Raw genomic sequence first — 26,434 nt, forward strand, 5'->3', positions numbered from 1 at the left:
TAATCATTGAGCTTCTTTCTTTTATAAATGATGTATTCCTGAGATTGTCTATTCTCTGTTTTTTACCAATACCCAGCCGGAATATTTAGTTTCAGTATTGTTTTTATTGTCTTCATTCCAAGAAATGGTGTACCAATAAGTTCCTGTCGGAACTCTTTTTCCGTAAGCCATTCCGTCCCATGTGAAATTTCTTATTTTGCCTGCCTCATGAATTTTATTTCCATATCTGTCATACACTACAAATAGTAAATTCCTTTTGTAAGCCAATGCAGAATAGTCTATTTGATCATTGATATTGTCTCCGTTTGGAGTAATCACGTTGATGAGATTAGGTACCGTAATTTGTACTTCAACAGGAACGCAGTTGTAGAAATCTTTCACGAAAACCTTTACTTCTCCTCTGGCTAAACCGGTAAAAGTGTTTGAGATTTGCCATGTTGATCCATTTAAGGAGTATTGATAAGGAGCTGTTCCACCAGCAACATTTACCGTAATGGTGTTGTTATGGATATCAATACTTGAAACAACAGGATTAGGAGATGGTAATACCTTTACAATTTGAGTTGTAATACAGTTTCCTGTTTTAAGCTTTACCCAATAGGTTCCTACTCCTACATCTTTAATAGAGGGCGTTGTAGCTCCCGTGCTCCAGGTGTATTCACTGAAGCCATGACCTGCGTCCAGATCTGTTTTCTCTTCAATGCAAATGGTTTTGTCTTTCAGAATTGAAGATTTAACAGGAAGAAGTACAACAAGATTAATTTTAGCAATGGTAAAGCATCCATTGGTATCAGTTACCTTGGCATATATTGCAGTACTTGTTGAGGTATATTGAAGAGTATTGGAAATCTCATTGGTTCCGTTAATAGCATTTTCTACAGAAGTATAGTACTTTTTGGTGACACCGGTTGTTAATGAAGTTATATCTGCAGTGGTTAAATTGAATATAGCATTGGAGATATTATCTTCAATAAAACAGGATTGTAGAGTTGCTTCTTTTACAGGAGTTTCAGGGTAAAAAGTAAGGCTGATTTTTGCTGTGCCTGTACATCCTTGTGGGGTGGTTACTTTAACATAAACGTTTCCGGGAGCAGAAAGATAGTTATCAGGATACAGGATTTCATTAGTTCCTGCATTCAAGTCATTAAGCGTTTTATAATATTTTTTAGTAACACCCGGTACGCTGGTTACATTAGCTGAGGTTAGATTGAAAGTGGCTGTTCCTGCCTTGTTGTTATTACATTCGGTAAGAGTTTTATCTTCTGCCTTGAATGCCGCCAGTACAAGCTGAATCTTTCCATCAGGATTATCACAAAGTATTCCGGCATTATCTTTAATAACGACAGTAACTGTTGTATTGGCATTAAACTGATAGCTGGCAGGGCTGCTAATAGGAGTAGAGCTACCTAAAGGATAATAAGTGAATGTATAATTTCCAGGGTTGCTTACAAACTGAGAATTAAAGCTCGTTAAATTCACATTTCCATATCCTGTAGTAGGATTGGGGCAAAATGATTGAGTCGTTGAAGTTTGTAAAATAGGAACCTTGTCAGTATATATTTTTACATTTTTAATGGAGTTTCTTGCTGAAGCCCCTCCAGTAGAAGCTGAAAACCCAAAATATCCCTGAGTCATTGTTGTGGCACCTCCTGATGGTGCAAATGATTGAGAAGTAATTGTATTACCATCTATTTTTACCGTTATAATCCAGTTGGTAGGGGTAGCGGGATCAATTTGACCTGTTACTTCTACATGTTTATAAGTATCTCCTATAAAAGATTGTGTAGTGTTAAGATCCGCCGAGTGGAATGAACTCCCTGTGGTGTTGAAAAACTCAATGTTGTTCGTATCTGTTGTATTGGGAACTACGCCATAGGCAATGTGTACCTTGCTCATTTGCGAGCTTGTGGTATTGTTGTAAATGTCAAACCCCACCATGAGACCTATGGCATTTTGTGGGATTCCCAGCCCAGATCCCTGTTGGCTGGTAATAGGAGGGTTGGCTAAGTACCAAAAAGCAAAACCGTCTCCTTTTCCAAATCCGGGTATGCCGTTTCCGTTAATTCTAAAATCAAATTCTACTTTCCATTTGTCACAATATTTTAAATTGATGGGATCATTTAACTTTATTGCTCCCGAACTGTTTCCTACATCATCAGTCAACATGACAAAATCTCCGCTTGTAGTGGCGGAAGGTACTACAGTCCATCCTGTAGTATTAATAGGTGTTCCGGTCAGTTGATAGGTCTGTGCGGAAAAATTTTCGGATAGGCAGAATAAAAGAATTGAAAAATAAAACAATAAATTTTTATTCATTTAACTGGGATTTAGGATGAAGTAAAGATATTAAATCCTAGTTGAAAAATATGTATTTAATGTTAATTTTGTTAAAAAAATTAATTATTATTCATTAAACAGTATTTCTTGTGATGAAATAATGAATGTTATAGGGCAAATTTTTGAATTGTGTTAATTGATTAAAAGAGAGAATTGTTGTCTAATCCTTCAAAATAAGTATCAATATCAAGATCAGGAGAATTGGCTGCAGCAACGGCTAGTTTATCACAAAGTTCATTTTCAAAATGCCCGGCATGCCCCTTTACCCAATGCATTGTAGGGGTATGCTTGTTGTAGAGTTCAATAAATTTTTTCCAGAGATCTGGGTTTTTTACATTTTTCCAACCTCTTTTAATCCATCCTGTGATCCAGTTTTGGTTTACGGCATCTGCAACATATTTACTATCTGTGTACACATGAATATCATTTTCTGCAGACTTCAGTTTTTCCATTGCTGTAATCACTGCAAGGAGCTCCATTCTGTTATTGGTGGTCTTTCTAAAACCCTTTGAAAACGTTTTTTGGTAGTTTTTTTCAGGAACACGCATGAGAATTCCATATCCGCCTTTTCCGGGATTTCCACTACAAGCACCATCGGTGTAAATTTCGATTCTCAAACTTAATTATATAAAAATTGAATTATCTTTAATAGAGCCACAAGACTACAAATGTCTTAATGCCGATTACAATGTCCTGATTTTAAAGTCTTAAAATGGGAAATCATCATCATCATCAAAATCATTCATAGATGACCCGGAAAGTTTTGAGCTGTCCGGAAGATCAAATGCTGCTCCTGGCTGGATGGTTGTTTTAATCTTATCAAAGCCGCTTGGCTCACCGAAGTTGGATGGGTATCCGCCTCCTGCATTACTATCAAAGGCAGCCTCAATATCACCAAATTTTGCAAAATGCTTTAGGAAAGATAATCTGACATCTGCTGTTGCACCATTTCTGTGTTTTGCAATAATCAATTCGGCCTGGTTTTCTGTAGATGTTTCCTGCCCTTCATCATCATTATCCCAAACAGTAATTTTATAATATTCCGGTCTAAAGATAAAGGATACAATATCGGCATCCTGCTCAATTGCTCCGGATTCCCTTAGATCTGAAAGCTGAGGTCTTTTTCCCGGGCGGGTTTCTACACTTCGCGATAGCTGGGAAAGTGCAATTACCGGTACGTTAAGTTCTTTTGCAATTGCCTTTAATGAACGTGAAATCATGGAGATTTCCTGTTCACGGTTTCCAACTCCTTTTCCACTGCTTCCTGCTGTCATCAGCTGGAGATAATCGACCATGATAAGCCTTACGCCGTGCTGCATTACCAGTCTTCGGCACTTTGCACGGAAGTCAAATATGGAAAGAGAAGGGGTTTCGTCAATATATAAAGGTGCGTTTTCCAACTCAGATACGTTGGAGAAAAGTCTTTGCCATTCTTCATCATCCAAGGTTCCTTTACGAAGTTTTTCAGATGAAATCTTTGTTTCGGACGCAATCATCCTTGTGATAAGCTGTACAGATGCCATCTCGAGCGAGAATAGAGCCATAGGGATTTGATGTCCCACTGCAATATTCCTTGCCATGGAAAGAAGGAATGCTGTTTTACCCATCGCCGGACGTGCTGCAATAATGATAAGGTCAGAATTTTGCCATCCACCGGTTTCTTTGTCTATATCTCTGAATCCTGATGGAACCCCTGAGATTCCCTCTTTGTCCTTTAGAGATTTGATGGTGTCGATGGCTTGTTTTACCAATGAGTTTGCTGTATCAAAACCTTTCTTAATGGTTCCGTTAGTGATCTCAAAAAAAGATTGTTCGGCCTTGTCCAGAAGTTCAAAAACGTCCGTTGATTCTTTATAGGAAGAGTCAATTACATTTGCGGAAACATTAATAAGACTTCTTAAAATATATTTTTCAAGAATTACACGTACATGGTATTCAATATGGGCAGATGAACTTACCCCCATGGTAAGATCAATAATATAGTGATCACCACCTGCCTGGCTTAGTTTGTCATCTTTCTTTAAATCCTGAATGACAGTCATTAAGTCTACAGGATGGTTCCCTTCATAAAGCTTTAATATGGTAGAGAAAATGACCTGGTGTCTGGGATCATAAAATACTTCTGGGGTAAGAAGGTCAATGGAATGGTCAAGACCTTTTTTGTCAATCAAAAAAGTTCCTACGACAAGTCTTTCAAAATCCACTGCATTAGGAGGCATTTTTCCATCCGCAATAGATAGCTCTTTTGCAAAGTTTCCGTGGGTAAGGGATGATAATGTTTCTTTCTGCGCCATAGTGCAAAGATAGTTTATTTACAAAATATTAAAAAAATAGTATTCAACAAATTATTAGCACTTGTTTAGAAAATGCGGTAAATAGGAGATTGATAATGTTGATAAAAAAAATCACCCCAAACGGGATGATTTTTTATTCTATGATAGAAAGCTTACTCTTTATTTTTTACCAATACCCATCCTGAGTATTTTGTTTCGGTATTATTCTTGTCATTTTCATTCCAAGAAATTGTATACCAGTAAGTTCCTGTTGATATTTTTTTGCCGGATGCGGTTCCGTCCCAAGTGTAATTTCTTATCTTATTGGCTTCATAAAGCTTGTTTCCGTATCTATCGTATACAATAAATATAAGGTTTTTCTTGTAAGATAGAGCTGAATAGTCAATTACATCATTAATGTTATCTCCGTTTGGAGTAATGGCATTAATTAAGTTAGGAACTGTAACAGTAACCTGAATAGGCGTACAGTTGTAAGAATCTTTCAAATATGCTGTGTTTTCTCCTCTCGGTAATCCTTTAAAGGAATTAGAATCCTGCCATGTTGTTCCATCAATAGAATATTTGTAAGGGGGTACACCTCCTGTAGCAGTAATGGTGAAGCTGTTATTGCTGATTTCAATATTGGAAATAACAGGTTGTAGACTAGGACGTACTTTTACTTCCTGAGTTGTGAAGCATCTTCCTGTCTGAAGCTTTACCCAATATGTACCTACAGGAACATTACTAATAGATTGTGATGTTTCGCCGGTACTCCATTCATAACTGCTAAATCCAGGTCCTGCATCCAATGTTGTTTTACTGTCTGGACAAATAGTTTTATCCTTTAAAACAGTTGATTTTACTGGTGCCAGAACTTTTAAGGTGATTTGGGCAATAGAGTAGCATTGTTGTGCATTGTTAACTCTTACATACACTACAGTGCTTTCTGAAAGGTAAGTCGTTGGATTTGAAATTGGATTGGTTTCGTCTTTCGCATCAGCTATCGTTTTGTAGTATTTTATTACCGTTCCTGTTGGTTCCGGATTCGGTACTCCTATAGATGCTTTTGTAAGGTTGAATGTAGAACGCGTAATGTCATTTTCAATATAACAGTTCTCAATTTGTGCATCTTTTAGTATAACCGTTGGGTGGAACTTTAACAGAATGGTAGTTGTTGCCGTACATCCAAATGAAGAAATTACTTTCACATATACCGTTTTTTCCGTAGAAATATAATTGGTAGGAGTTGTAATCTCATTGGTGTTTGCATTCAGGTCCGCTTGAGTAGGATAGTATTTAATAGTGGCTCCTGTACCTGTGAATACATTGGCTGTCGTAAGATCAAATGCTGCAGTACCTGCATAGTTATTATTACATGAAAATAAAGTAGAGGCTGCATTAGCCTTTATACTTGCATCTACAAACTTAAATTTACCTGTAATGAAGCAGCCATTGGCCGGGTTGTTAGCATTATTTGGATCATGATATACAATTCTGTAATAATATGTTTTAACTCCATCTACGGTTTCAATCGTAAGAGGATTATCTCCTGTAAGAACATCATTGGTATTCTTATGATAAGTTACTTGGAAGTCAGAACTATTTCCGTTGATGATTCCTGCGGTAAGAGTTGAAAAGTTAAATTGTGTAGGAAGCCCGCACACCATTACTTTACTTGGGTCAGCTACATCAGCTGCAGGAACTCCAGGAGTGATGAATGGGAACGGAGCCAAAACAGGATCATTAAATGCTGAACTTAAACTAGCAGTACCTGTCCAGATCATGGAGAATCCATTAGGGGATTTATCCCAGTTGTCAATGATCAAATAGTAGGTTTCACCAGGTAAAACATTCAGGTAAGGACACCATTTACCAGTATTCATACTGTTAGTAGCGCCTGGAGGAAAGGTAGGGAATACTGCGGGCGGGGCCATGGCAATATCCAGTCCTGTATCTCCTTTAGCACCGTCGTAGTTGCATCTTATTGGCTGTACAAAAACATGGTTGGCATCCTGTAAAGAAGCGCATCCATTGGCAGTTGGTCCATATATAGCAAAGTCATAATCGTCTCCGGGGTCATTGGGTTTAATGGTGAATGCAAGTGTTCCTGGCGTTGAAACAGTGAAAGTATACCAAACGGAATACTTTTCATTACTTCCCAGGCATCCGCCATTATCTTTAAGGATTTCTACAATATTTCCTACTCCGGAAGGGGTGTAGGAAATGTCAGAGTTTCCACAGATGGGAATTGCTGAAACACAGTCTGATTGCGAGTAAATGCTCTGTGTTATGAGTAAAATAAAAAAGAGTAATATTTTTTTCATTGTTAAAATGATTTTTGTGAAACAAAATTAAGAGAAATATATTTTTTTTATCATTTTTTGTAGAGAAAAAGCCGCCAAAAGCGGCTTTTTCGGTTTATGTTTTAGGAATTATTCTCTGTTTTTTACAATAATCCATCCTGAGAATTTGAAAGGAGTGTTCTTTTTGTCATTCTCATTCCATGTTAAAGAGTACCAGTAGGTGCCGGTAGGTATCTTTTTACCAGCAATAGTCCCATCCCATTTGTATCCATTGGATTTGTCAGCTTGGTGAATTTTCACACCATATCTGTCAAAAATATTGAATACCAGATTTTGTTTGTCGGCAATTGCAGAATAATCTAATACATCATTTACTCCGTCTCCGTTTGGTGTAATAATGTTGATCAAATTAGGAACCAGTACGGAAACTACAATAGGATCACAATCATAAGCATCTTTTACATATACCTTGTAACTGCCTCTTGCAATATTGTTAAATACATTAGAATCCTGCCATATAATATTATCTATGGAATATTTGTAATCAGGGGCGCCGCCAATAACATTTACAGTTAATGTAGTGTTTGATACATCAATGCTCGTTATTACTGGTTGCTCAGAAGGATAGATTTTTACAGTTTGAGTTGTAATACATTCTCCTGTTTTAAGTTTTACCCAGTAAGTTCCCACTCCAACGTCTTTAATTATCTGAGTAGTAGCACCAGTGCTCCATTCATAACTTTTGAATCCAGGTCCTGCATCCAGAGTCGTTTTGTCTTCTACACAAATGATTTTGTCTTTCAGTACAGTAGATTTTACAGGAGGAATTACCGTTAGATTAATCTTAACAACGGTATAGCATCCTCTGCTATCGCCCACTCTCACATATACAACACCAGTTGGTGCAATGTAAGTTGTAGGATTTAAAATTTCATTCGTAATATCTACAGCATCAATTAATGATGGGAAATATCTTTTTGTAGTACCAGCCGTTGGTGTTACAACCGCAGCGTTTTCTAAGTTAAACAAAGCTGTAGAAGGGTTTGTTTCTATGAAGCATTCCCTCATGGAGGCATCTTTTGCAATAACTATTGGGTGAAATTTAAGGGTAATTTCAGCAGTGTCTACACATCCATATTGAGAAGTTACTTTTACAAATATTTTTCCTTCTGCTGAAACAAACTGATAAATTGAAGTAATCTCATTTGTTCCTGCGTTCAGGTCATACATTGTAGGGTAATATTTTTTTGTAGCAGTAGGGTCTGCAAAAACATCTGCTGTAGTAAGGTCAAAAACAGCTGTTCCTGCATTATTGTTGTTACACATGGTTAGCGTAGCGTCCTTTGCTACAATGGTTCCGTCCTTGAACTTAAACTTACCGGTTTGCCTACATTTATTTATCGGATTATTGGCATCAACAGGATCTGTATAGCTGATGCTGTAATAATATTCCGTTGTTATACCTACGCTAAGAGGGGTTGTAATAGGATTATTCGCTGTTAAAGCATCATTTTGATTATGGTGATAAGTAACCGTGAAGTTAGGGTTTCCATTGATGATTCCTGCTGATAAAGATGAAAAGTCAAAAAGCGCAGGATTACTACAGATAGGAACTTCTCTCGGGTCTGCAGGGGTTGCTCCGGCAACTCCAGGAGGAATGAATGGGTGGGGCTGTATGTTTGGATCTGTAAATGGAGATGCTAAAGTAGCGGTTCCTCCCCATTTCATGATGAAACCATTCGCGGATTCACTATGGTTGTTTACGATGAGATAATAAGTTTCTCCGGGTAATACATCCATATATTTTGCCCATCTGTCTCCGCCTACAGGATCACACAAGTCTGTAGCAGTCATATTAAGGCCGGTAATTCCACTTGTTACAGCATAGGATCCACGGACTGGAGTACCTCGGCTGGCACATGATTTATTAGGGCCAAATACTCCAAAGTCATAGTCATTGCCCAGGTCATTGGGAACAATTTCAAAAGTAAGAGTTCCTCCTGTAGCAATGGTAAAGGAGTACCATACTGAGTATCTTTCATTACTAAGACAGCCTCCAATGGTTTCCAGGGTATCACCATGGCCATTGGGGGTGTACGAAATAGTTGTGTTTCCACATACTGCCATTGCCGTTGAACAATCTGATTGTGCATATGCAATATGTGAAAATATTATTAAGAAAATGAGTAGTATTTTTTTCATAGGAGAATGTTTAAAACAAATATTAAAACTATGATTGTTAAAAGAGCAATGTGTATTTTTAATCCTGAAGAGATAATTTATATGCCGTTATAAAATATTATTCTTCTGATCGAAACATCATGGTCTCTATTAGGCTTAGTGCTCTATTAGCTGATTGCCCCAGTTTGGAGAACCAGCAGAAGGATCTTTAAATTCACTTATTGCCGTTTGGTGCAATTTTATAGCTTCAATTTTGTTGTTGGAAAGTTCAGCTATTTCAGCTTTTAGAAGTGTAAGTCTTGGGTTGTTCTTTAGTTGAGAGTCTGCTTTTGTCATATATCCGATAGCTGTTTTCAAATCCTTTTGAGGGTCTGTAGAAGCTACTATTCTGATTTTTTGTATATGAATAAGCCCCAGAAGAGTATTAATTTCTCCATTGTTTTTTTCGGAAGCGAGTGCTTGTATTGCAAATTTTTTTGCCAGTTCATTCGATTCAGCAATGGGTATGTTTGTTGTATTTTTTAATAAATACTGAGCTTTGGAATACATTGCCACTGCAGCATAGTAGTTAGCTTTCCATTTTTCTGAAGTTTTAGTTTCCGAAAATATAGTAAAGAGAGTATCGTAGTCACCGTCTGTCTTGGCATCATTGAGTTGCTGGACGGACTGCTGTAAAGCTTGATCTGAAAAAGTCTGAGCACTTACCCAAAAACCAGTCACGAAAAAGCCTAAAATAAATAAAAGTTTATTCATAAAGGGGATATTTGTAGCAAATATAAAAAATTATTAACGTTAAATTAAAGATTTTGAGATATATTTAATGAATGTGCCATGTTGTTTTTTGATATTGCATTTTTTGTTTAATGTTAAATTATATGGAGATCGTAATAATAATAACGCTTTGATTTTAAATTGCGTATAAATGAAGGAAAATATTTTTAATAAATAGGTATAAATATAAAATGAGAATAGAAAAATATTCTATTCTCATTTTAAGTATATCGAATTTAGGTCGGTGTCTTGCTATTTTTGTATTTGGTTAATAATGAACTTGTTAATATTGCATTTTTCTTAGCTTAGGATTGGTGCTTCCTACCGCAAGAGCAACAAGAACAGTCATGCATCCTCCAAATACTACAGACCGTACTACACCTAATAACTTGGCCATAACTCCACTCTCAAACTGTCCCATTTCATTACTGGACATAATGAAAATTGAGTTCACACTCAGAACTCGTCCTCTTATATGATCCGGTGTTTTTAACTGCACAATGGTTCCCCTGATTACCACAGAAATTCCGTCCAGCATTCCGCTTATTACAAGGAACATAAAAGAAATCCAATAAAGCTTAGATAGCCCAAATCCAATAATGCAGATTCCAAATCCGGTAACTACGGCAAGAAGTATTTTTCCCTGATTTTTTCGTAAAGGTACGATGGATAAAAGAGTGATGATACACATAGAACCTATATCAGAAGCAGCATTTAGCAGTCCAAAGCCTTCAGCGCCTGACTTTAAAATGTCAGTAGCAAATACAGGAATCATGGCTACCGCACCTCCAAAGAGTACAGCAAACATATCCAGACATAAAGCTCCAAGAATTTCTTTCGTTTTAAAAATATAGGAAATCCCCTCACGCATACTCTCCACAACATTTACATCTTCCTTTTTATGTTCAGAATATTGTTTGTTTAGCTGCCAGAAAAATAGAGAAGCCACAAATATGAGGGATAAAATAACCACCAGTGTCCATTGTACTCCAAAATATCCAATCAAGATTCCTCCTAGTGCATGTCCGCATACAGAAGATATCAGGAAAGTAGCTTGGTTTAAGGTAACGGCATTAGGCAGATTTTCTTTCTTTACGATCTTTGGAATCATAGAAGGAACAATAGGACCAATAAAGGCTCTGGCAATTCCGGTGAAAAATATCACACCATAAATAAAATAGGTAATCTGATGGCCTGTGAAATGCATTTCTACATTAAGGAAAGCTGGAATAAGCAAAAGCCCAATTAGAAAAATATAAGCGTAGTTACAGATAAGCAACAGCCTCTTTTTTTCATTCATATCAATAACGTGGCCGGCATACAAGGCACAGCTTACGGCAGGAATTACCTCAGATAGCCCGATAAGGCCTATGGAAAAGGGATCTTTTGTTAATTGATACACCCACCATCCCAATAATGTGGCAAGCATTCTGAAAGCTAAAACAATAAAAAATCTTCCCGTTAGAAGATTTCTGAATTCAATATTTTGTAATGTTTTTAGGGGGGTAAAGGAAATCATGAACAAAAATAGCCCTAAAAATTTATTTAGGGCTATTTATATGTGGTTTTTTAAAAGATATAGTAAATACCTTTTGAAAGATAATATCTATTTTAGTCTGCTCTTGAAGAACTGATCACAATGGCTGCAACTCCTGCTGCACCAATGATGGCCGCACCTGTTGCAATTCTAGCTTTTCTTTGGTCTTTTACTGCTGCTACTTTTGCTTTAGGAATGGTTACTACTGTACTGTCTTTTTTTCCGGCTGTACCTACAAGGTTATCTCCAACAATATTTCTGAATAGTATTTTCTGTTTAGGAGATCCGTCTTTCATGGTAACCTTATATATTTTTCCAGCTTCCAGATTAGAATAATTATTTTTAGAAACATCCTCGCTGTATTTTGTAGTAGCACAAGATGTAATAACAAATAAAGACGTTAATAGAGATGATTTCAACAGTACAGATGCTTTCATTATTTTCTTTTAGTTTTTCAAATTTATAATTTTTTTCGAATATACGTTTTTGGAATTGAAAAAATATCTTTAAAATTTGTAAATTTCTAAGATATTTGCAACATTTCTGTCATTGGCCAATCTTGGAGTCTTATTCTGACCTCCCAACTTTCCCTGGGATTTTGCATACTCATGGAATGCATTTTTCTTAAGCCTTGTAATCTTAAGTTTCTGTAAAATATTTCCAGAGATCAGATCGTCATAATACGTATTTCTGTTTCTAAGCTGAAGATCCAGTTCATCTCGGAATACTTCCAGATTTTCAGGATCCTTTTCAAACTCTATAAGCCATTCGTGATAGGGAAGTCCCTCACTTGGGTTCACCTGTGGAGCAAGATGGAACTCCGTAATCTGTGCCGGGTATTTTTCAAGAGTTGCTTTCATGGCCTCCTCAACTTCAAAGGCGATTACATGTTCTCCAAACGCTGAGGTAAAGTGCTTTGTTCTGCCGCTTACCAATACCCTGTGCGGATTTTTATCAATAAATCGGACAACATCACCAATGGAATAGGCCCATAATCCGGAATTGGTTGTAAGAATCAACGCATAGTCCTTGTTAAGTTCAATATCCTTTAGGGTCAATCTTGTTGCACCAGGTTTTCCATACTCTTCCAAGGGGATAAATTCATAAAATATACCGTGGTTGGTCAAGAGTAGAAGCCCTTCCTTAGTGTAATCATCCTGAAAAGCAAAGAACCCTTCAGAAGCCGGAAAAGTCTGAATAATATCTACACTGCCCCCCAGTAAGTCCTCCATTTTATCGCGGTAAGGTTCATAATTAACCCCTCCGGTAACAAGAAGCTGTAGATTAGGGAATAGTTGTTTGATCTTTTTTCCATGTTTTTCAGTAAGCTTTTCAAAATACATAATAAGCCATGGCGGAATTCCTGAGATCAGTGTCATGTTTTCATGCTCGGTTTCCTCAATTATTTTGTCTACTTTGGCTTCCCAGTCTTCCATGATATTAGTTTCCCAGCTTGGTAAGCGATTTTTTTGCAGGTAATTAGGAATATGATGGGCTACAATACCAGATAATCTTCCTGTTTTTATCCCGAAAACTTCTTCTAATTCAGGACTTCCCTGTAGGAAAATCATTTTTCCGTTAACGAAGTCTGCATTGTTTTTTTTGCTGATATAGTGGAAAAGTGCACTTTGAGCTCCCGCAATTTGAAAGGGCATCCCTTCTTTAGAGATAGGAATGTACTTAGACCCTGAAGTAGTTCCGGAGGTTTTGGCAAAATATTCAGGTGTTTCTGTCCAGAGAATATTGGCCTGTCCTTTTTTTACTCTTTCAATGTAAGGTTTCAGATCTTCATAATCCGCAACGGGAACGCTGTCCTGAAATTCTTTTACAGAGTGAATATTCTTAAAATCATGCTCACGTCCAAAAAGTGTTTTTTGAGCCGTAGATACAAGAGAAATCAATAAATCCTCCTGGTTTTTTTCTGCGTTTTTTTTGAATTCCTCTGTCTTTTGGACATGTTTTTTTGCCCAAATAAGCGCTGCATTTTTCTTGAAGAAGTTTAACATGTGTCAAATTTATAAATAAGTATAGAATTTGGAACCATTTTTATAAAACATGGCATAAAAAAAACCGATGAACTTGTTCATCGGTTTCTCGAAATTTGATTATGAAAATAACAACTATATGTTAATGTTATGCTTATTTGTTTACTTTATATCTTTTATCTGGTGTACCGTCTTTTTTCAGATGTTTATTGTCTTTATATCTCTTGTCCGGAGTACCATCTTTTTTCATTTTAGCAGCAGGTTGCGCTGGCTTAGCCGGTTTTGCTTCTGCTGGTTTTACAGTCTTCATTTCAGCTGGTTTTGCAGCTTTTGCCTCAACTGGTTTTGCAGGTTTCATTACTTTTGCCGGTTGATGAGCCGTAGTACTTGTAGCGGGAGCAGTCTGCTGGGCAGTAGCAAGTCCTAATCCTAAGATTAATGACATTGCAGATAATAATTTTTTCATAAGAATTACGATTTGTTTTTGTTGATTAAAGATATACAAAAAGCAGGCTAAAAAAATTGGATTTTTAAACTTAACTAAAGTTTATTACAGCTTAAAAAAAAATTAAAGAACCATCCGAAATATAAAAAGCCTGCTTTCAGAAATGAAAGCAGGCCTTTGTGTATTAAATAGTTTGTTTAGCGGGTACAGTTGGCTGTCCAGGTCTTACCATCCTTAATATATAAAATCTTCAATGTATTATTGTCAATTCTAATGTAGGAAGTTGCGGTAGAACCTATCATCACAAGAGTGTTGTCTCCCTTTTGTTCAAATTCAATTCCATTCAGATCAGGAATGCTGTTTGAAAATGCAAAATTGTACTTGGTACCACTGGCGATTTTTGTTACGAAAACACTCCCGTTATCAGTACTGATGTTGGTAGAGCCTCCGTCGTTGTAAGAAACACTTCCTTTGTACGTTCCTGCGAAAAAGTCGTTGTTGGTAGGGTCATCATCCCTGCTGCACGACGAAAACGATGATGCTGTGAAAATCAACAGCATAAGAATTCCTAAGATTTTAATTGCTTTTTTCATAATACTATTCTCTTTAATGTTCGGTAGGCTTAAAAAGCCAAACATTATGCCATGAGAAAATATTCGGGTTATTTTAACAGGTAATTAAATAAATTAGCAAAAAATTAAGATTTAGACAGCCTAAGTTGTTCATTTTAAATTTGAAAGTCAACCCGTTTTTATTGAAAGAAAAAAATATTCTTACCTTTGTCATAGCGTAAACGGTTTCGGAAAACTCCCGAAATCGCTTTTGTCGTTTTATACCATTACAATTTATGCAGTTAAAATCCATCAACGAAAAGTTTCTTCCTGATCTATTGCAAAAAGAATTTGGAAAAGAGATTTTTAGCCATTTAGAAAATAATCAGCATATTGCTGTGAAAGGAAGTGCCGGATCTTCAGTATCCGTCTTTGTAGCTGAACTTTTTTTGGTTCAGAAAAAACATATTCTTTATTTGGTAGATGATAAGGAAGATGCATTATATGCCAATACAGAAATGGAAGACCTGCTTGGAAAAGAAAAGGTACTTTATTTTCCGGCAACCCATCTTGAACCTTATCAGGTAGAGAAAACACAGAATGCCAATTTGGTTTTAAGGACTGAGGTTTTGAATAAAATCAATTCCGGGAGATCTCCAAAGGTTATTGTAGCTTATGCCGGAGCCTTATCTGAAAAGGTATTAAAGAAAGAAGATTTCAAGGCAATTTCTCATCATATAAAGGTAGGTGACCAGCTGGATTTTGATTTTGTTGATGAATTGCTCAACCACTATCACTTTCAGCAGGCTGATTTTGTTTCTGAACCGGGGGAATTCTCTGTAAGAGGAGGAATTGTGGATGTATTTTCTTATTCCTATGAAAAGCCATACAGGATTACTTTCTTTGGTAATGAGGTGGAAAGCATTAAAACATTTGATATTGAAACCCAACTTTCAGTAGATAAGGTCAAGGATTTTCAATTGGTTTCCAACATGAATTTTTCTGTAACCGGAAGTAGAGTGTCGTTACTGCAGCTTCTACCTAAGGAAAGCTATGTTGTTTCCAGGAATGGAATGGTAGGGATGCAGAAGATCAGAACATTCTACGAAAAATCCCTTGAAAAATATGATACCTTAAATAAGGATATTGCACATAGAGCGCCACAAGAACTTTTTATTTCCGATCAGGAGTTTTTATTTGATTATAAAAAATTTAAGACAATTGATTTTGGAAATGCAGCTATTGAGGGCTTAAAAGATATTGCAGAAGTTAAAATGGAACAGCTTCCACAGCCATCTTTCCATAAAAACTTTGAACTCCTTATTGAAGACATAGAAGAAAAACAAAATGAAGGGTTTGATACCTGGATTTCTTTTTCAACGGAGAAGCAGAAAGAAAGGCTGGAATCTATCTTCGAAGAACTTGAACATGAACTTCCTTTTAAAAGCTTCAAATCCGAGCTGCATGAAGGATTCGTGGACAATGGACATAAGCTTTTGGTATATACGGATCACCAAATTTTTGATCGTTATCAAAGGTATAAGGCAAAAAATACTTTTGCAAAGTCAGAACAACTTACCCTAAAGGATTTGATGTCTTTAAAGATTGGTGATTATATTGCCCATATCGATCATGGAATCGGTAAGTTTATGGGGTTGGTAAAAGTAAATAATGATGGCAAAATTCAGGAATGTTTTAAGCTAACCTATAAAAATGGAGACCTATTATATGTAAGTATTCATTCCCTGCATAAGATTTCCAAATATAATGGGCCTGATGGACGAGAAATTGTATTGAGTAAATTAGGTTCTCCAACATGGAAGACCTTAAAACAAAAAACAAAGGCTAAGGTAAAGCAAATTGCATTTGACCTTATCAGATTATACGCTGAAAGAAAAACCGCCAAAGGTTTTGCTTATACACCGGATTCATATTTGCAGAATGAGCTGGAGGCAAGCTTTATTTATGAGGATACCCCTGACCAGGAAAAAGCAACCATTGATGTGAAAAAAGATATGGAAGCTGATACTGTAATGGACAGGTTAGTTTGTGGTGACGTGGGTTTTGGTAAAACAGAAGTAGCAATCCGTGCTGCCTTTAAAGCTGCTACAGATGGAAAACAGGTTGCGGTATTAGTACCAACAACTATTTTGGCATTTCAACATTACAGAAGTTTTAAAGAAAGACTTAAGGACTTTCCGGTAAATGTTTCCTATGTCAACAGATTCAGAACTGCCAAGCAGAAATCTGAAACTCTGGATAACCTTAAAAACGGAAAGGTGGACATTATTATTGGGACCCATCAATTGGCAAGCAGTTCAGTTAAATTTAAAGACTTAGGATTGTTAATTATTGATGAAGAACATAAGTTCGGAGTTTCTGTGAAAGATAAGCTGAAGACCCTTAAAAGTAATGTAGATACACTTACATTAACAGCAACACCAATCCCCAGAACACTGCAGTTTTCATTAATGGCTGCAAGAGACTTGTCTGTAATCAAGACTCCACCACCAAACAGACAGCCTGTAGATACCCAGTTGATCGGATTCAGTGAAGAAATTCTTCGTGATGCTGTTTCTTATGAACTTCAAAGGGACGGACAGGTTTATTTTATCAATAATAGAATTGAAAACCTGAAAGATATTGCAGGGCTTATTCAGCGCTTGGTTCCGGATGCAAGGGTGATTACAGGACATGGGCAGATGGAAGGAAAACAACTTGAGAAGAATGTACTGGATTTTATGGAAGGAAAGTATGACGTTCTTGTTTCCACCACCATTGTAGAGAGTGGAGTAGACGTTCCGAATGCCAATACGATTTTCATCAATGATGCCCAAAGATTCGGAATGGCGGATCTGCACCAGATGAGAGGAAGAGTGGGGCGAAGTAATAGAAAAGCTTTTTGCTACCTTATTACCCCGCCTTATGATATGATGACTTCTGATGCCAGAAAACGTTTGGAGGCAATTGAACAGTTTTCTGATTTGGGAAGTGGCTTTCAGATTGCAATGAAAGATCTTGAGATTCGTGGTGCGGGAGATTTATTAGGAGCAGAACAAAGTGGATTTATCAATGAAATGGGGTTTGAAACCTATCAGAAACTAATGCAGGAGGCACTTGAGGAATTGAAAGATGATGCTGATTTTGAAAGTCTGTTTGAAAATGAAGAAGACAGGCAGAAGCTTTTCAAATCTGTGAAAGATGTCAATATTGATACAGATTTAGAATTGATGTTGCCGGATTTCTATATTTCCAATACTGAGGAAAGGCTGTTGCTGTATCAGAAACTTGCTGAAATTAATAATGAAAACGATCTGCATAAGTTCGAACTTGAATTAATTGACCGTTTTGGAGCGTTGCCTAAGGAGGCTGTAAACTTATTAAAGAGTGTTTCCTTGAAATGGCTTGCAGCAGACATTGGTTTTGAGAAGATTGTTATGAAGAATGGCGTGTTTCTGGGATATTTCCCGGGTAACCCTCAGGATAAGTTTTATCAGACAGATCGATTTAGGCATATCATTAATTATTTAACTCGCAACCCAGCAGAAGCTCAGCTTAAGGAAAAATCTGGTAAAGATGGAAATCAGCTTATGATGAGAAAAGAAAGAGTGAAAAATGTAGATGAAGTCAATGTTTTATTAAAAGCTATAATTGAACATAATTAAAGTATATTTTTCTGCAAACCATAAAAAAGCATATAAAATTTTAAGTTTTTATATGTTTTTTTGTGATTGTTATCAGTTTTTTCTCTAAGAATACTCATGCTTAAGAGAATTAACCCCTTTTTAACACGGTGAAAATCACCTTTCAATGACTAAAAAAAGTTTCTAATACTCGGCACAGTAAGGGCTTGGGGACTTTTTTTGTTCGAAGAAAAAAATAAAAGTAGAGTTATGTAGAAATAATTCTACTTTTTTGTGTGATTAATTCTATGTTGTAATGTGTTTATTTCTATAGGTTTAAGTATACGTAACTGGAATTTTATGGACTTCAATTTGTACCTTTGCAGTCCTTATTATGAAAAAAATTATATTTTGTTGCGCGGCTGGACTTCTATCTTTCTATGCTAACGCACAGGTGGGAATCGGTACTGATAAACCAAAATCAATGCTCGATGTAAATGGTAAAACCACCTTAAGAAAAGAACTTAGAGTAGGCGGGTCTTCAACTCAGGCAGGAAATGCAGGTTTGAATGGCCAGGTTTTGGTTTCCCAAGGAGAGGGGCAGGCTCCTATCTGGAAATCATTGAATGTATCCTTTATGGAAGAGGGACAGTATAAATTGATTAATTCATATCTGTCGTCAGATCAAACGGGTATTATATCTCTTTCTAATGGCGTTGCGGGTGATGGTATCTATACAAATAATGTTGGAGATGATATCGCAGACACAAGCAAAGGAAAATGGGCTAAAATTACAGGTCTTGAAAATAGTTTTACCATCAAGAATGGAAAAAACAGACTTACCTATCAGTTTCAGACTGGGATTGAAATGAAGGCACCTGTATCTACAACTTCACAAAACATAAGATTTGCTTGTGGCGTTTTCAGAAATGGTAAGCTGGTTGCGGTACGTCCGGACAGAGTAGCTTCCAATAATAACGATGCCAAAGGCGGTCTTCAGGATTATATTTTCACTCTTAATTATACAGAACTTGATGTTCCGGTAGGATTACACAAAATTGAAATTGGATGTAGAAAGATTACTACCTCAAGCTCTCTTTCTCAATTTGCAATTGGACGTGATGTTCAGTCTTCCAATGGTGCATCCAATGCATTTACTCTGGAATCTACCATGAAGATGGATGTCATTGAATATGTAAGTTATAAAACCAATAATTAAGTGATGAAAAAAATATTATCAACCTTATTTCTTGCCTCGGGCTTGCTATTGTCAGCTCAGGTTGGAATCAATACTGATTCTCCGAAAGCAAAAATTGATGTAAACGGAGATTTGAACCTAAGACAAAAAATTGTTGTACTCAATACTACCGATAATAGCCTTTCTCAAGGAAATAATGATCAGTTACTGGTTTCTCAGGGGGAAGGTTTTGCTCCAATATGGAAAACACTTCGTATTCCTGAATATGAACCTAATAAATTTTATTTGATATTCAATAACTCTTTTTCAGACAAGGTGGGAATTATATTTGCATCCAGTGATGAAGTAAGTTCAACGACTTCTAAGGCTGCTACATTTGTGAAGGGGGCTGATATTAGCAGTTTGAAAGGATTTAAAAAAATTGCAGGACTGTCACAGGATATTAGTGTTTTCAGTACAGAGAGTAAGGCTTATTTTCAGTTTGAAACTGTGGTGCAGGCGGATTTCTCTACCGTTTCTGCGAATGCTGATGATACTTCGATAGACTATGCATGCGGTATTTTTGTAGACAATAAATTGATCAATCTTAGACAGAGAAACTTAAAGGCAATCAACTCTTCTTTTCCTTTCCTTACCCATAATCAAATTGGTATTGTAGAGAATCTTCCCAAGGGAAATCATAAAGTAGATGTGGCGTGCTCAAGATTGGCTTCCTATGGAGAAACTCTTAGAAAGCTATCCATTGGAACAAATACCAGTACAAACATTAACGATTTCATTTCTCAATCATCCCTAAAGGTAGATGTATATGAGGTTCCACAAGTATTTAACCCGATAATAGTAAATTAAAAACCAATTATGAAAAAAATATTTTTTGTTCAATTTTTATTGTTTATCGGATTTGCAAGCGCTCAAGTGGGTATTAATACAGCTAATCCTGTCAATATACTTGATGTGAACGGAGACATTAATGTCAGAAAAGAATTAAGAACCGGAGGTACTAATAATTTAAAAGGATCATCGGGGCTAGCTGGAGATATTTTTCACAATAATACTGATTTGCCGGCCAATGATTGGAAGGCGGTCAAAATTGCTGATGGGATGGGAAGTATGTCTTTATTTTCTATCAATACTGTTGCGGATAAAACAGGAGTTTCTTTCTCAGGAAATAACGGGCAATCTGTTCCTTATTATGAGGGAAATTCCATAAACGGATGGACTGTAATTCCTTCGGCTTCAGATACTTTTTCTGTTACCAATGGTAATAATAAGGTGACATTCTCATTTCAGACAACAGTGCAAAAAACAGGAAATAATTCTGCAAGTTTTGCATGCGGTGTTTTTGTAGATGATACGCTTAGAGCTGTAAGAACAGAGGTGTTATTAGGAGAAAGTGGAGCCTATAAAATTTTTAACCTTAACGCTACATTAGCTAACCTTACTCCTCAAAATCAATATAAAGTTAAAGTTGCCTGCATAAAAAGAGCAATTTCGGGTAATACACTGGGTATTGGAAGAGCTGTGGATGCAACATTCCTAAACAGTGATATGTCACAGTCTGTATTAACAACATCTGTACTTCAGCCGTATTAATTTTGGGACTTATATAATAAATCAGAATCTAAAAACGTTATGTTTTTAGATTTTTTTGTTTATTAACGCTGTTCTTTGTGAATTTGTAAGGATAAAGTACTACTTCTTGTTGAAAATTGAATTATATTTGAGCAAGTTAAAAATTTTTTATGGTAAAAAACTATTTTCTTAAAATGTTTGCCGGTATTGCTCTTTTTGGATTGCTGGCTTCATGTAATACAACACAGGATCCCACAGAGTCAATACCGAACCCTGACGATGGGCCCGCTGTACCAAAAATTCTTGCAAAGGTTATGATGGATACAAGCCTTTATGAAGAATATGTGTCAACCAGTAAAGGCGTTTTGGAGCAAACTCTATTTAAAGATGAGAAAGCGAGTAATACCTATTATACAGGTACATTAACCTATACGGATGACCCTGGTGATAATACAAAAAAGAATATCACCAAAGTTAAGTTTGTAAGTCCTGCCACTGCAAGCCTTAGTTATAGTTTTGATATTGTGCCGGGTGAAAAAGGTAAAATTTCTTCAGCATCATGTACTGCAACAGGTGCAACGCCTGCGCTTTCTCATTTAAGTGATTATGCTTTTACTTACGATGCAACAGATAAGCTTACTAAAATTCTTGAAAAAAGAAAAGAAGGAGGAATATCTGCCTATAATAAGTTTATAGAATATACTTTTGTTTATTCAGGAGATAATATTTCTCAGGCTGTTTGCAAAAAAGGGATACTTGATATCAATGGTGCACCTGAAATGACAACTGCTGTGAAGACTACCTATAGTTTTCAAAATTATGATTCAAAGAAAAGCGCATTTTCTTTGCTTCCTAAGAACTATTTTATAGTACGAAGCTTAATGGATCCTACTAATTTCTATAAGATGTCTCCGAATAATCCTACGTCAATGTATTTTGATATGCCACCTCCAACTCCATCTGTTAATACGGGTCAGAGTTATTCTTATGATAATCAAGGATATCCTATGGCAGAAAAAAATCAGAAATTTACATTTACCTATAAAAATTTATAGGTATAGATATAATTATTAATCTTATCAGAATATAAATAATAATATAATTTTTATGCAAAAAAAAATTATATTTGTCAAAAAAATAATCAATTACCTGAAAATGAAACAAATTTTCTATTTTATCTTATTAATTGCAGGCTTTTCTTCAATACATTCCTGCAAAAATTTATTAGATGAAGACGGGAATCCTTTATTGGATCTGAATAATACAGGAGGTCTGAATGGCCCCAGAGCATTATATAGAGAAATTACAGCTAAGGATACCCTTGCAGAATATCATTATAGCGGGCTTCTTGTTAGCAAAGTAATCACAGACAGTGCATCTATTACAGATATTATGTATAGTGGTGATAAAATAAGCCAGATTAGCTTTAATGGTTTCCTAGATCTTGATGGAAATGGAAAGCTTGACAAGGATAGTGTATCTTATACTCAGTTGTTTAATTATGGAAACAACAGCAAGTTACAAACGATCTCTGAGAACCGTTCTATTTTTAGAAGAACACCACCTGTTCTACCAACAGATCCTCCTGGACCGCAAACATTATTACGTAAAGAAAAGTCTCTTTACAGAATAGTATACAACCCTGCAACTGCAAAACTGGACTCTATCGATATGAAGAATGGGGTGGAAGTGACAGGAACTCCGTTTGCATTTACAAATTACTCCAAAACGGCTTATTCTTATACTGGGGATAATGTGTCTAAGGTTATAAGACATTATGGACTTGTCAATAATGCACCTAATAAAAAATACAGCTATGAGTATTATGCGTATGATGATCAGATCAGTCCGTTCACATTATTACCACAAGCCTATAAGATTTCAAGATTGTTATCTACTATAATCAACGATAAAGAAAGTCTTATTCTATCTCCAAATAACCCGAAAAGATGGTCGGTTACTGATTTAACAGTGCCTATTCCTGTTCCGGTTGTAAAGAGTACTAATTATGCATATGATCTGCAGACCTATATGACAAAAGGATATGGTGTTAACTATATCTATAAACCACAATAGAATAGTTTTTTAACAATATTTAAACTCAATCTTCCTAAGGTTGAGTTTTTTATTTTTTATCCCTTAATTTTGCAAAAAATTTCTGATGAAATATTTAATAGTTGGGCTGGGGAATAAAGGCTCAGAATATGAAAATACACGACATAATATAGGATTTAAAGTTGCAGAGAAAATAGCTGAAGCACTTGAGGTATCATTTAATACCGCTAACTTCGGCTGGATGGCAGAGGGAAAGTACAAGGGCAGAAAAGTTTTTGTCCTTAAGCCGGATACCTATATGAATCTTTCAGGAAATGCTGTAAGGTACTGGATGCAGAAAGAAAATATTCCTTTGGAGAATGTCTTGATTGTGACGGATGATTTGGCCCTTCCTTTCGGAACATTGAGAATGAAGGGGAAAGGCTCTGATGCAGGTCATAATGGGCTTAAAAATATCAATGAAGTGTTACAAACTCAAAACTATGCACGACTTCGTTTTGGAATCTCTGCAGACTTTTCTGCAGGCCGACAGGTAGATTATGTGTTGGGAACCTGGAACGAAGAAGAAACCGAAAAGCTTTCCGAGAGAATTGAGACTTTTTCAAAAGCCAGTCTCTCTTTTGTTTTTGCAGGAATCAGCAATACAATGTCAGCTTTCAATGGTAAATAAAGCACAAGCTTGTTAGTCTAATAAAATGTTTTTATAAAAGATAATCGAATTTCAATTTGAATAAATAAAAAAGGCCATCGGATTTCCGATGGCCTTCTGACGTGCTTTAAAAATTAATTTCCAATCAATTTATCTGAGCGATGCTCTATTTTATCTATTATTTTTTTTGTAACTAGCTGAAATGAAATGATGTTATAACCAGCTTACAGCGCCTGTCTCAACATCGTAATTTGCTCCAACGATTTTAATCTTACCGTCTTCTTCAAGCTTTTTAAGAGTTGAACTCTGTCTGCGGATGTCTTCAATTGCACTTCTTACGTTCTGCTGATTAAGCCTTTCCAAAAGTGAACTGTTTTTTGATGAACGCTCTTCATTTTCTTCAATCACTTCATTGATGATGGGATCAAAATGATTGATCAGGTGATTTAGATTATCCATTCCCAGTCCTTCAATTTGTGCAGCATCAAGACCTCCTTTTAAAGCACCACATTTCGTGTGCCCTAAAACTACGATCAGTTTAGAACCCGCAACGTTACATCCGAATTCCATTGAACCAAGAATATCCTGATTAACAAAATTACCGGCAATTCTGATACTGAAAACATCTCCCAACCCCTGATCAAAAATAAGTTCTGCAGAAGTACGGCTGTCTATACAGCTTAAAACCACAGCAAAAGGCCACTGTCCTTCGCGGGTCGCGTTTACCTGCTCCAGAAGATCTCTGTTTGCTTTAAGGTTATTTACAAACCTTTGGTTTCCTTCTTTTAAAAAGTTTAATGCTTTTTCAGGGGTAATTGATGACTGGGTTTCGTATGTATGTGCTTTCATATAATTTAATTGTTTTTCGAATTTTAAATTTTAAAATAGTTGATGATAAGTGAGCTTACATAGCTCTTTTGTGGGTAATCAAGATGTGAGAATCTTCACTTCTTTCATAATCCCTGTACGAGGTTTTAAAGCCTAAGAGCTCTACATTAATATCCTCTTCCTTAGCTCGGATATTGGCAAAATCCTGGATCATTTCCAATACATCTGTTGCAATATATGATGTTTCTCTTGCATCAATGATTACATTGGAATTAGGCTTAATGTTCTTCAATGTTTTTTTGATGGCTGCCTTGTTTAAGAATGAAACTTCTTCAGCCAGTTTGATTTTAATTCCATCGGCATCATCCAGCTTTTCTCGGCTTAAATAATAAGCTCTTTTCATATTTCCCTGAAGAATGTAGAAAATAGAGATGGCAAGACCAATTCCAACTCCTTTTAACAAGTCTGTTGCTACAACTGCCACAACTGTTGCTACAAATGGTACAAACTGGAATTTTCCAAGATGCCAGAAATGTTTGAATGTAGCAGGCTTAGCCAGTTTATATCCCACCAAAATTAATACTGCAGCAAGAGTTGCCAGTGGTATTAGGTTTAGGATGAAAGGAATGGTAAGTACACATACCAGTAGAAGAACTCCATGGATCATGGCTGATGACTTGGAGGTAGCACCTGCATTGGCATTGGCAGAGCTTCTTACCACTACGGACGTCATAGGAAGCCCTCCGATGAATGAACTTATAAGGTTTCCTATTCCCTGCGCTTTAAGCTCAAGGTTGGTATCTGTAATTCTTCTTTGCTTATCTAGCCTGTCCGATGCTTCAATACACAGTAAGGTTTCAATAGAAGCTACAATGGCAATAGTTGCTCCCACGATCCATACTTTAGGATTAGTGAATCCTCCGAAGTCAGGCATTACAATCAGGTTTTTGAAATCCGCCAAAGACTGTGGTACCGGTAGAGATACTAAGTGCTCTGTACCAATAGCCAATGCACTTCCCGAAAATTTGAATGCCTCGTTTAAAAGGATTCCGGCAACTACGGCAACCAATGCTCCGGGAAGCATTTTCAATCTTCTAAGACCTGGTATTCTGTCCCATGCAATAAGGATACCTACAGATACTGCTGTGACAATAATTGCTCCGGGATGAACAGCTCCAAACAACTCTGTGAAATAATTAAAATTAATTCCATTGCTGAAAAGAGACTGATTTCCTTCATAATCTTTATCAAATCCCAATGCATGAGGAATCTGTTTTAGAATAATAATGATACCAATGGCTGCAAGCATTCCCTCAATAACGTTATTTGGGAAATAATTGGAAATACTACCTGCTCTAACGAATCCCAAAATTAATTGCATTAATCCAGCAATAATCCCGGCACAAAGAAACAGTTCAAATGCTCCAAGATCAGTGATTGCGGTAAGAACAATAGCAGTAAGACCGGCAGCCGGTCCTGAAACCGAAATATTTGAATTACTAAGAAATCCTACTACAAGACCTCCTACAATTCCAGAAATAATTCCGGATAAAGGCGGTGCTCCCGAAGCTAGGGCGATTCCTAAGCACAGGGGAAGCGCTACTAAGAATACAACGAGCCCGGAAGGGAAATTCTCCTTGATTCCTCCTAATAATGATGTTTTTTTCATGATATTTTTGAAAATATTATAACCGATTGATCTATTCCTAAATAATCAATTATAAAAGATTGGAAAATTAATTTTAAAGCACGTACATGCTGCTCAGTGCCGGAAAACGGCATGAACAAGTGTACAAAATAATCTAATTATACTTAAAAATTAAGCTTCCGGAGGCGGAGAAAATATAGTGAGTAAAGGTGATAGGTGAAAAGAATCATCTACCAGTATAAAAGACATCCCCTGAAGATCAGGTTCAGAAAATTTCAGATAATCGAACACATCCAAAGGTTTTGGAAGGGTCTTTTCATAAACAATAAATGAGGATGGATGAGAATGTGGCTCTTCTTCATTGATTATTATATTCGTTCTCAGAATATCCCAGCCTGCAACCGCAGCAATGCTTGGCAGCGCTGTAAAATTCAGAAAAAACGTTAATACAATAATGCTCCAGAATTTCATTTTACAT

21 protein-coding genes are annotated in these 26,434 nt (G+C 36.4%); 7 read left to right on the top strand and 14 right to left on the bottom strand.

Annotated features, from left to right (window positions below):
- Positions 1-48: 48 nt before the first annotated feature.
- The 11 genes from EG359_RS15910 to EG359_RS15960 form a co-directional block, all read right to left on the bottom strand.
- Positions 49-2,316 carry a T9SS type B sorting domain-containing protein gene (locus EG359_RS15910; protein ID WP_076353127.1) on the bottom strand — a complete coding sequence of 756 codons (2,268 nt, stop codon included), beginning with the start codon at positions 2,314-2,316 and terminating at the stop codon, positions 49-51.
- A gap of 161 nt (positions 2,317-2,477) precedes the next feature.
- Positions 2,478-2,954, bottom strand: coding sequence for a ribonuclease HI (gene rnhA, locus EG359_RS15915; protein ID WP_076353128.1), 477 nt, complete (start codon positions 2,952-2,954; stop codon positions 2,478-2,480).
- Positions 2,955-3,044: 90 nt separating this feature from the next.
- Positions 3,045-4,631, bottom strand: a complete 1,587-nt coding sequence (gene dnaB / locus EG359_RS15920) for a replicative DNA helicase (RefSeq protein WP_076353129.1) — start codon at positions 4,629-4,631, stop codon at positions 3,045-3,047.
- Positions 4,632-4,783: 152 nt separating this feature from the next.
- Complete coding sequence (locus EG359_RS15925) at positions 4,784-6,934, bottom strand: T9SS type B sorting domain-containing protein (protein WP_076353130.1); 2,151 nt, start codon at positions 6,932-6,934, stop codon at positions 4,784-4,786.
- A gap of 108 nt (positions 6,935-7,042) precedes the next feature.
- The gene (locus EG359_RS15930; RefSeq protein ID WP_076353131.1) at positions 7,043-9,115 is read right to left on the bottom strand and encodes a T9SS type B sorting domain-containing protein; all 2,073 of its coding nucleotides are present in this window, start codon (positions 9,113-9,115) and stop codon (positions 7,043-7,045) included.
- 135 nt (positions 9,116-9,250) lie between these two features.
- Positions 9,251-9,847 carry a hypothetical protein gene (locus EG359_RS15935; RefSeq protein WP_076353132.1) on the bottom strand — a complete coding sequence of 199 codons (597 nt, stop codon included), beginning with the start codon at positions 9,845-9,847 and terminating at the stop codon, positions 9,251-9,253.
- Positions 9,848-10,148: 301 nt separating this feature from the next.
- Positions 10,149-11,384, bottom strand: a complete 1,236-nt coding sequence (locus tag EG359_RS15940; protein ID WP_076353133.1) for an MFS transporter — start codon at positions 11,382-11,384, stop codon at positions 10,149-10,151.
- 92 nt (positions 11,385-11,476) lie between these two features.
- Positions 11,477-11,839 (bottom strand): hypothetical protein, encoded by a 363-nt coding sequence (locus EG359_RS15945; protein WP_076353134.1) that lies wholly within the window; start codon positions 11,837-11,839, stop codon positions 11,477-11,479.
- Between the two features lie 69 nt (positions 11,840-11,908).
- A complete protein-coding gene (locus EG359_RS15950; RefSeq protein WP_076353135.1) occupies positions 11,909-13,408 on the bottom strand; it encodes a GH3 auxin-responsive promoter family protein in 1,500 nt (499 codons plus the stop codon).
- A 133-nt stretch (positions 13,409-13,541) separates the two neighbouring features.
- Positions 13,542-13,853, bottom strand: coding sequence for a hypothetical protein (locus EG359_RS15955; protein ID WP_076353136.1), 312 nt, complete (start codon positions 13,851-13,853; stop codon positions 13,542-13,544).
- 176 nt (positions 13,854-14,029) lie between these two features.
- Positions 14,030-14,425 (bottom strand): hypothetical protein, encoded by a 396-nt coding sequence (locus EG359_RS15960; protein WP_076353137.1) that lies wholly within the window; start codon positions 14,423-14,425, stop codon positions 14,030-14,032.
- Positions 14,426-14,679: 254 nt separating this feature from the next.
- On the opposite strand from EG359_RS15960, the gene mfd reads away from it, so the two are divergent.
- The 7 genes from mfd to pth all read left to right on the top strand — a co-directional run bounded on the left by mfd (position 14,680) and on the right by pth (position 23,501).
- Complete coding sequence (gene mfd, locus EG359_RS15965; protein ID WP_076353138.1) at positions 14,680-18,048, top strand: transcription-repair coupling factor; 3,369 nt, start codon at positions 14,680-14,682, stop codon at positions 18,046-18,048.
- A gap of 352 nt (positions 18,049-18,400) precedes the next feature.
- Positions 18,401-19,225 (top strand): hypothetical protein, encoded by an 825-nt coding sequence (locus EG359_RS15970; RefSeq protein WP_076353139.1) that lies wholly within the window; start codon positions 18,401-18,403, stop codon positions 19,223-19,225.
- Between the two features lie 3 nt (positions 19,226-19,228).
- On the top strand, positions 19,229-20,053 hold the full coding sequence (locus tag EG359_RS15975; RefSeq protein WP_076353140.1) for a hypothetical protein: 825 nt from the start codon (positions 19,229-19,231) through the stop codon (positions 20,051-20,053).
- A gap of 9 nt (positions 20,054-20,062) precedes the next feature.
- Positions 20,063-20,797: a hypothetical protein gene (locus EG359_RS15980; RefSeq protein ID WP_076353141.1), complete on the top strand. Its 735-nt coding sequence runs from the start codon at positions 20,063-20,065 to the stop codon at positions 20,795-20,797.
- Between the two features lie 149 nt (positions 20,798-20,946).
- A complete protein-coding gene (locus EG359_RS15985) occupies positions 20,947-21,831 on the top strand; it encodes a hypothetical protein (RefSeq protein ID WP_076353142.1) in 885 nt (294 codons plus the stop codon).
- A 100-nt stretch (positions 21,832-21,931) separates the two neighbouring features.
- The gene (locus tag EG359_RS15990) at positions 21,932-22,852 is read left to right on the top strand and encodes a hypothetical protein (RefSeq protein WP_076353430.1); all 921 of its coding nucleotides are present in this window, start codon (positions 21,932-21,934) and stop codon (positions 22,850-22,852) included.
- A gap of 85 nt (positions 22,853-22,937) precedes the next feature.
- Positions 22,938-23,501, top strand: coding sequence for an aminoacyl-tRNA hydrolase (gene pth / locus EG359_RS15995; RefSeq protein WP_076353143.1), 564 nt, complete (start codon positions 22,938-22,940; stop codon positions 23,499-23,501).
- Positions 23,502-23,693: 192 nt separating this feature from the next.
- Here the strand turns inward: pth and EG359_RS16000 are convergent, their stop codons facing one another.
- The 3 genes from EG359_RS16000 to EG359_RS16010 form a co-directional block, all read right to left on the bottom strand.
- Positions 23,694-24,329 carry a carbonic anhydrase gene (locus tag EG359_RS16000; RefSeq protein WP_076353144.1) on the bottom strand — a complete coding sequence of 212 codons (636 nt, stop codon included), beginning with the start codon at positions 24,327-24,329 and terminating at the stop codon, positions 23,694-23,696.
- Between the two features lie 55 nt (positions 24,330-24,384).
- A complete protein-coding gene (locus EG359_RS16005; RefSeq protein ID WP_076353145.1) occupies positions 24,385-25,977 on the bottom strand; it encodes a SulP family inorganic anion transporter in 1,593 nt (530 codons plus the stop codon).
- A gap of 150 nt (positions 25,978-26,127) precedes the next feature.
- The gene (locus tag EG359_RS16010) at positions 26,128-26,427 is read right to left on the bottom strand and encodes a hypothetical protein (RefSeq protein WP_076353146.1); all 300 of its coding nucleotides are present in this window, start codon (positions 26,425-26,427) and stop codon (positions 26,128-26,130) included.
- Between the last annotated feature and the right edge of the window lie 7 nt (positions 26,428-26,434).

Origin of the sequence: Chryseobacterium joostei, assembly GCF_003815775.1 — a bacterium.
Lineage (GTDB): Bacteria > Bacteroidota > Bacteroidia > Flavobacteriales > Weeksellaceae > Chryseobacterium > Chryseobacterium joostei.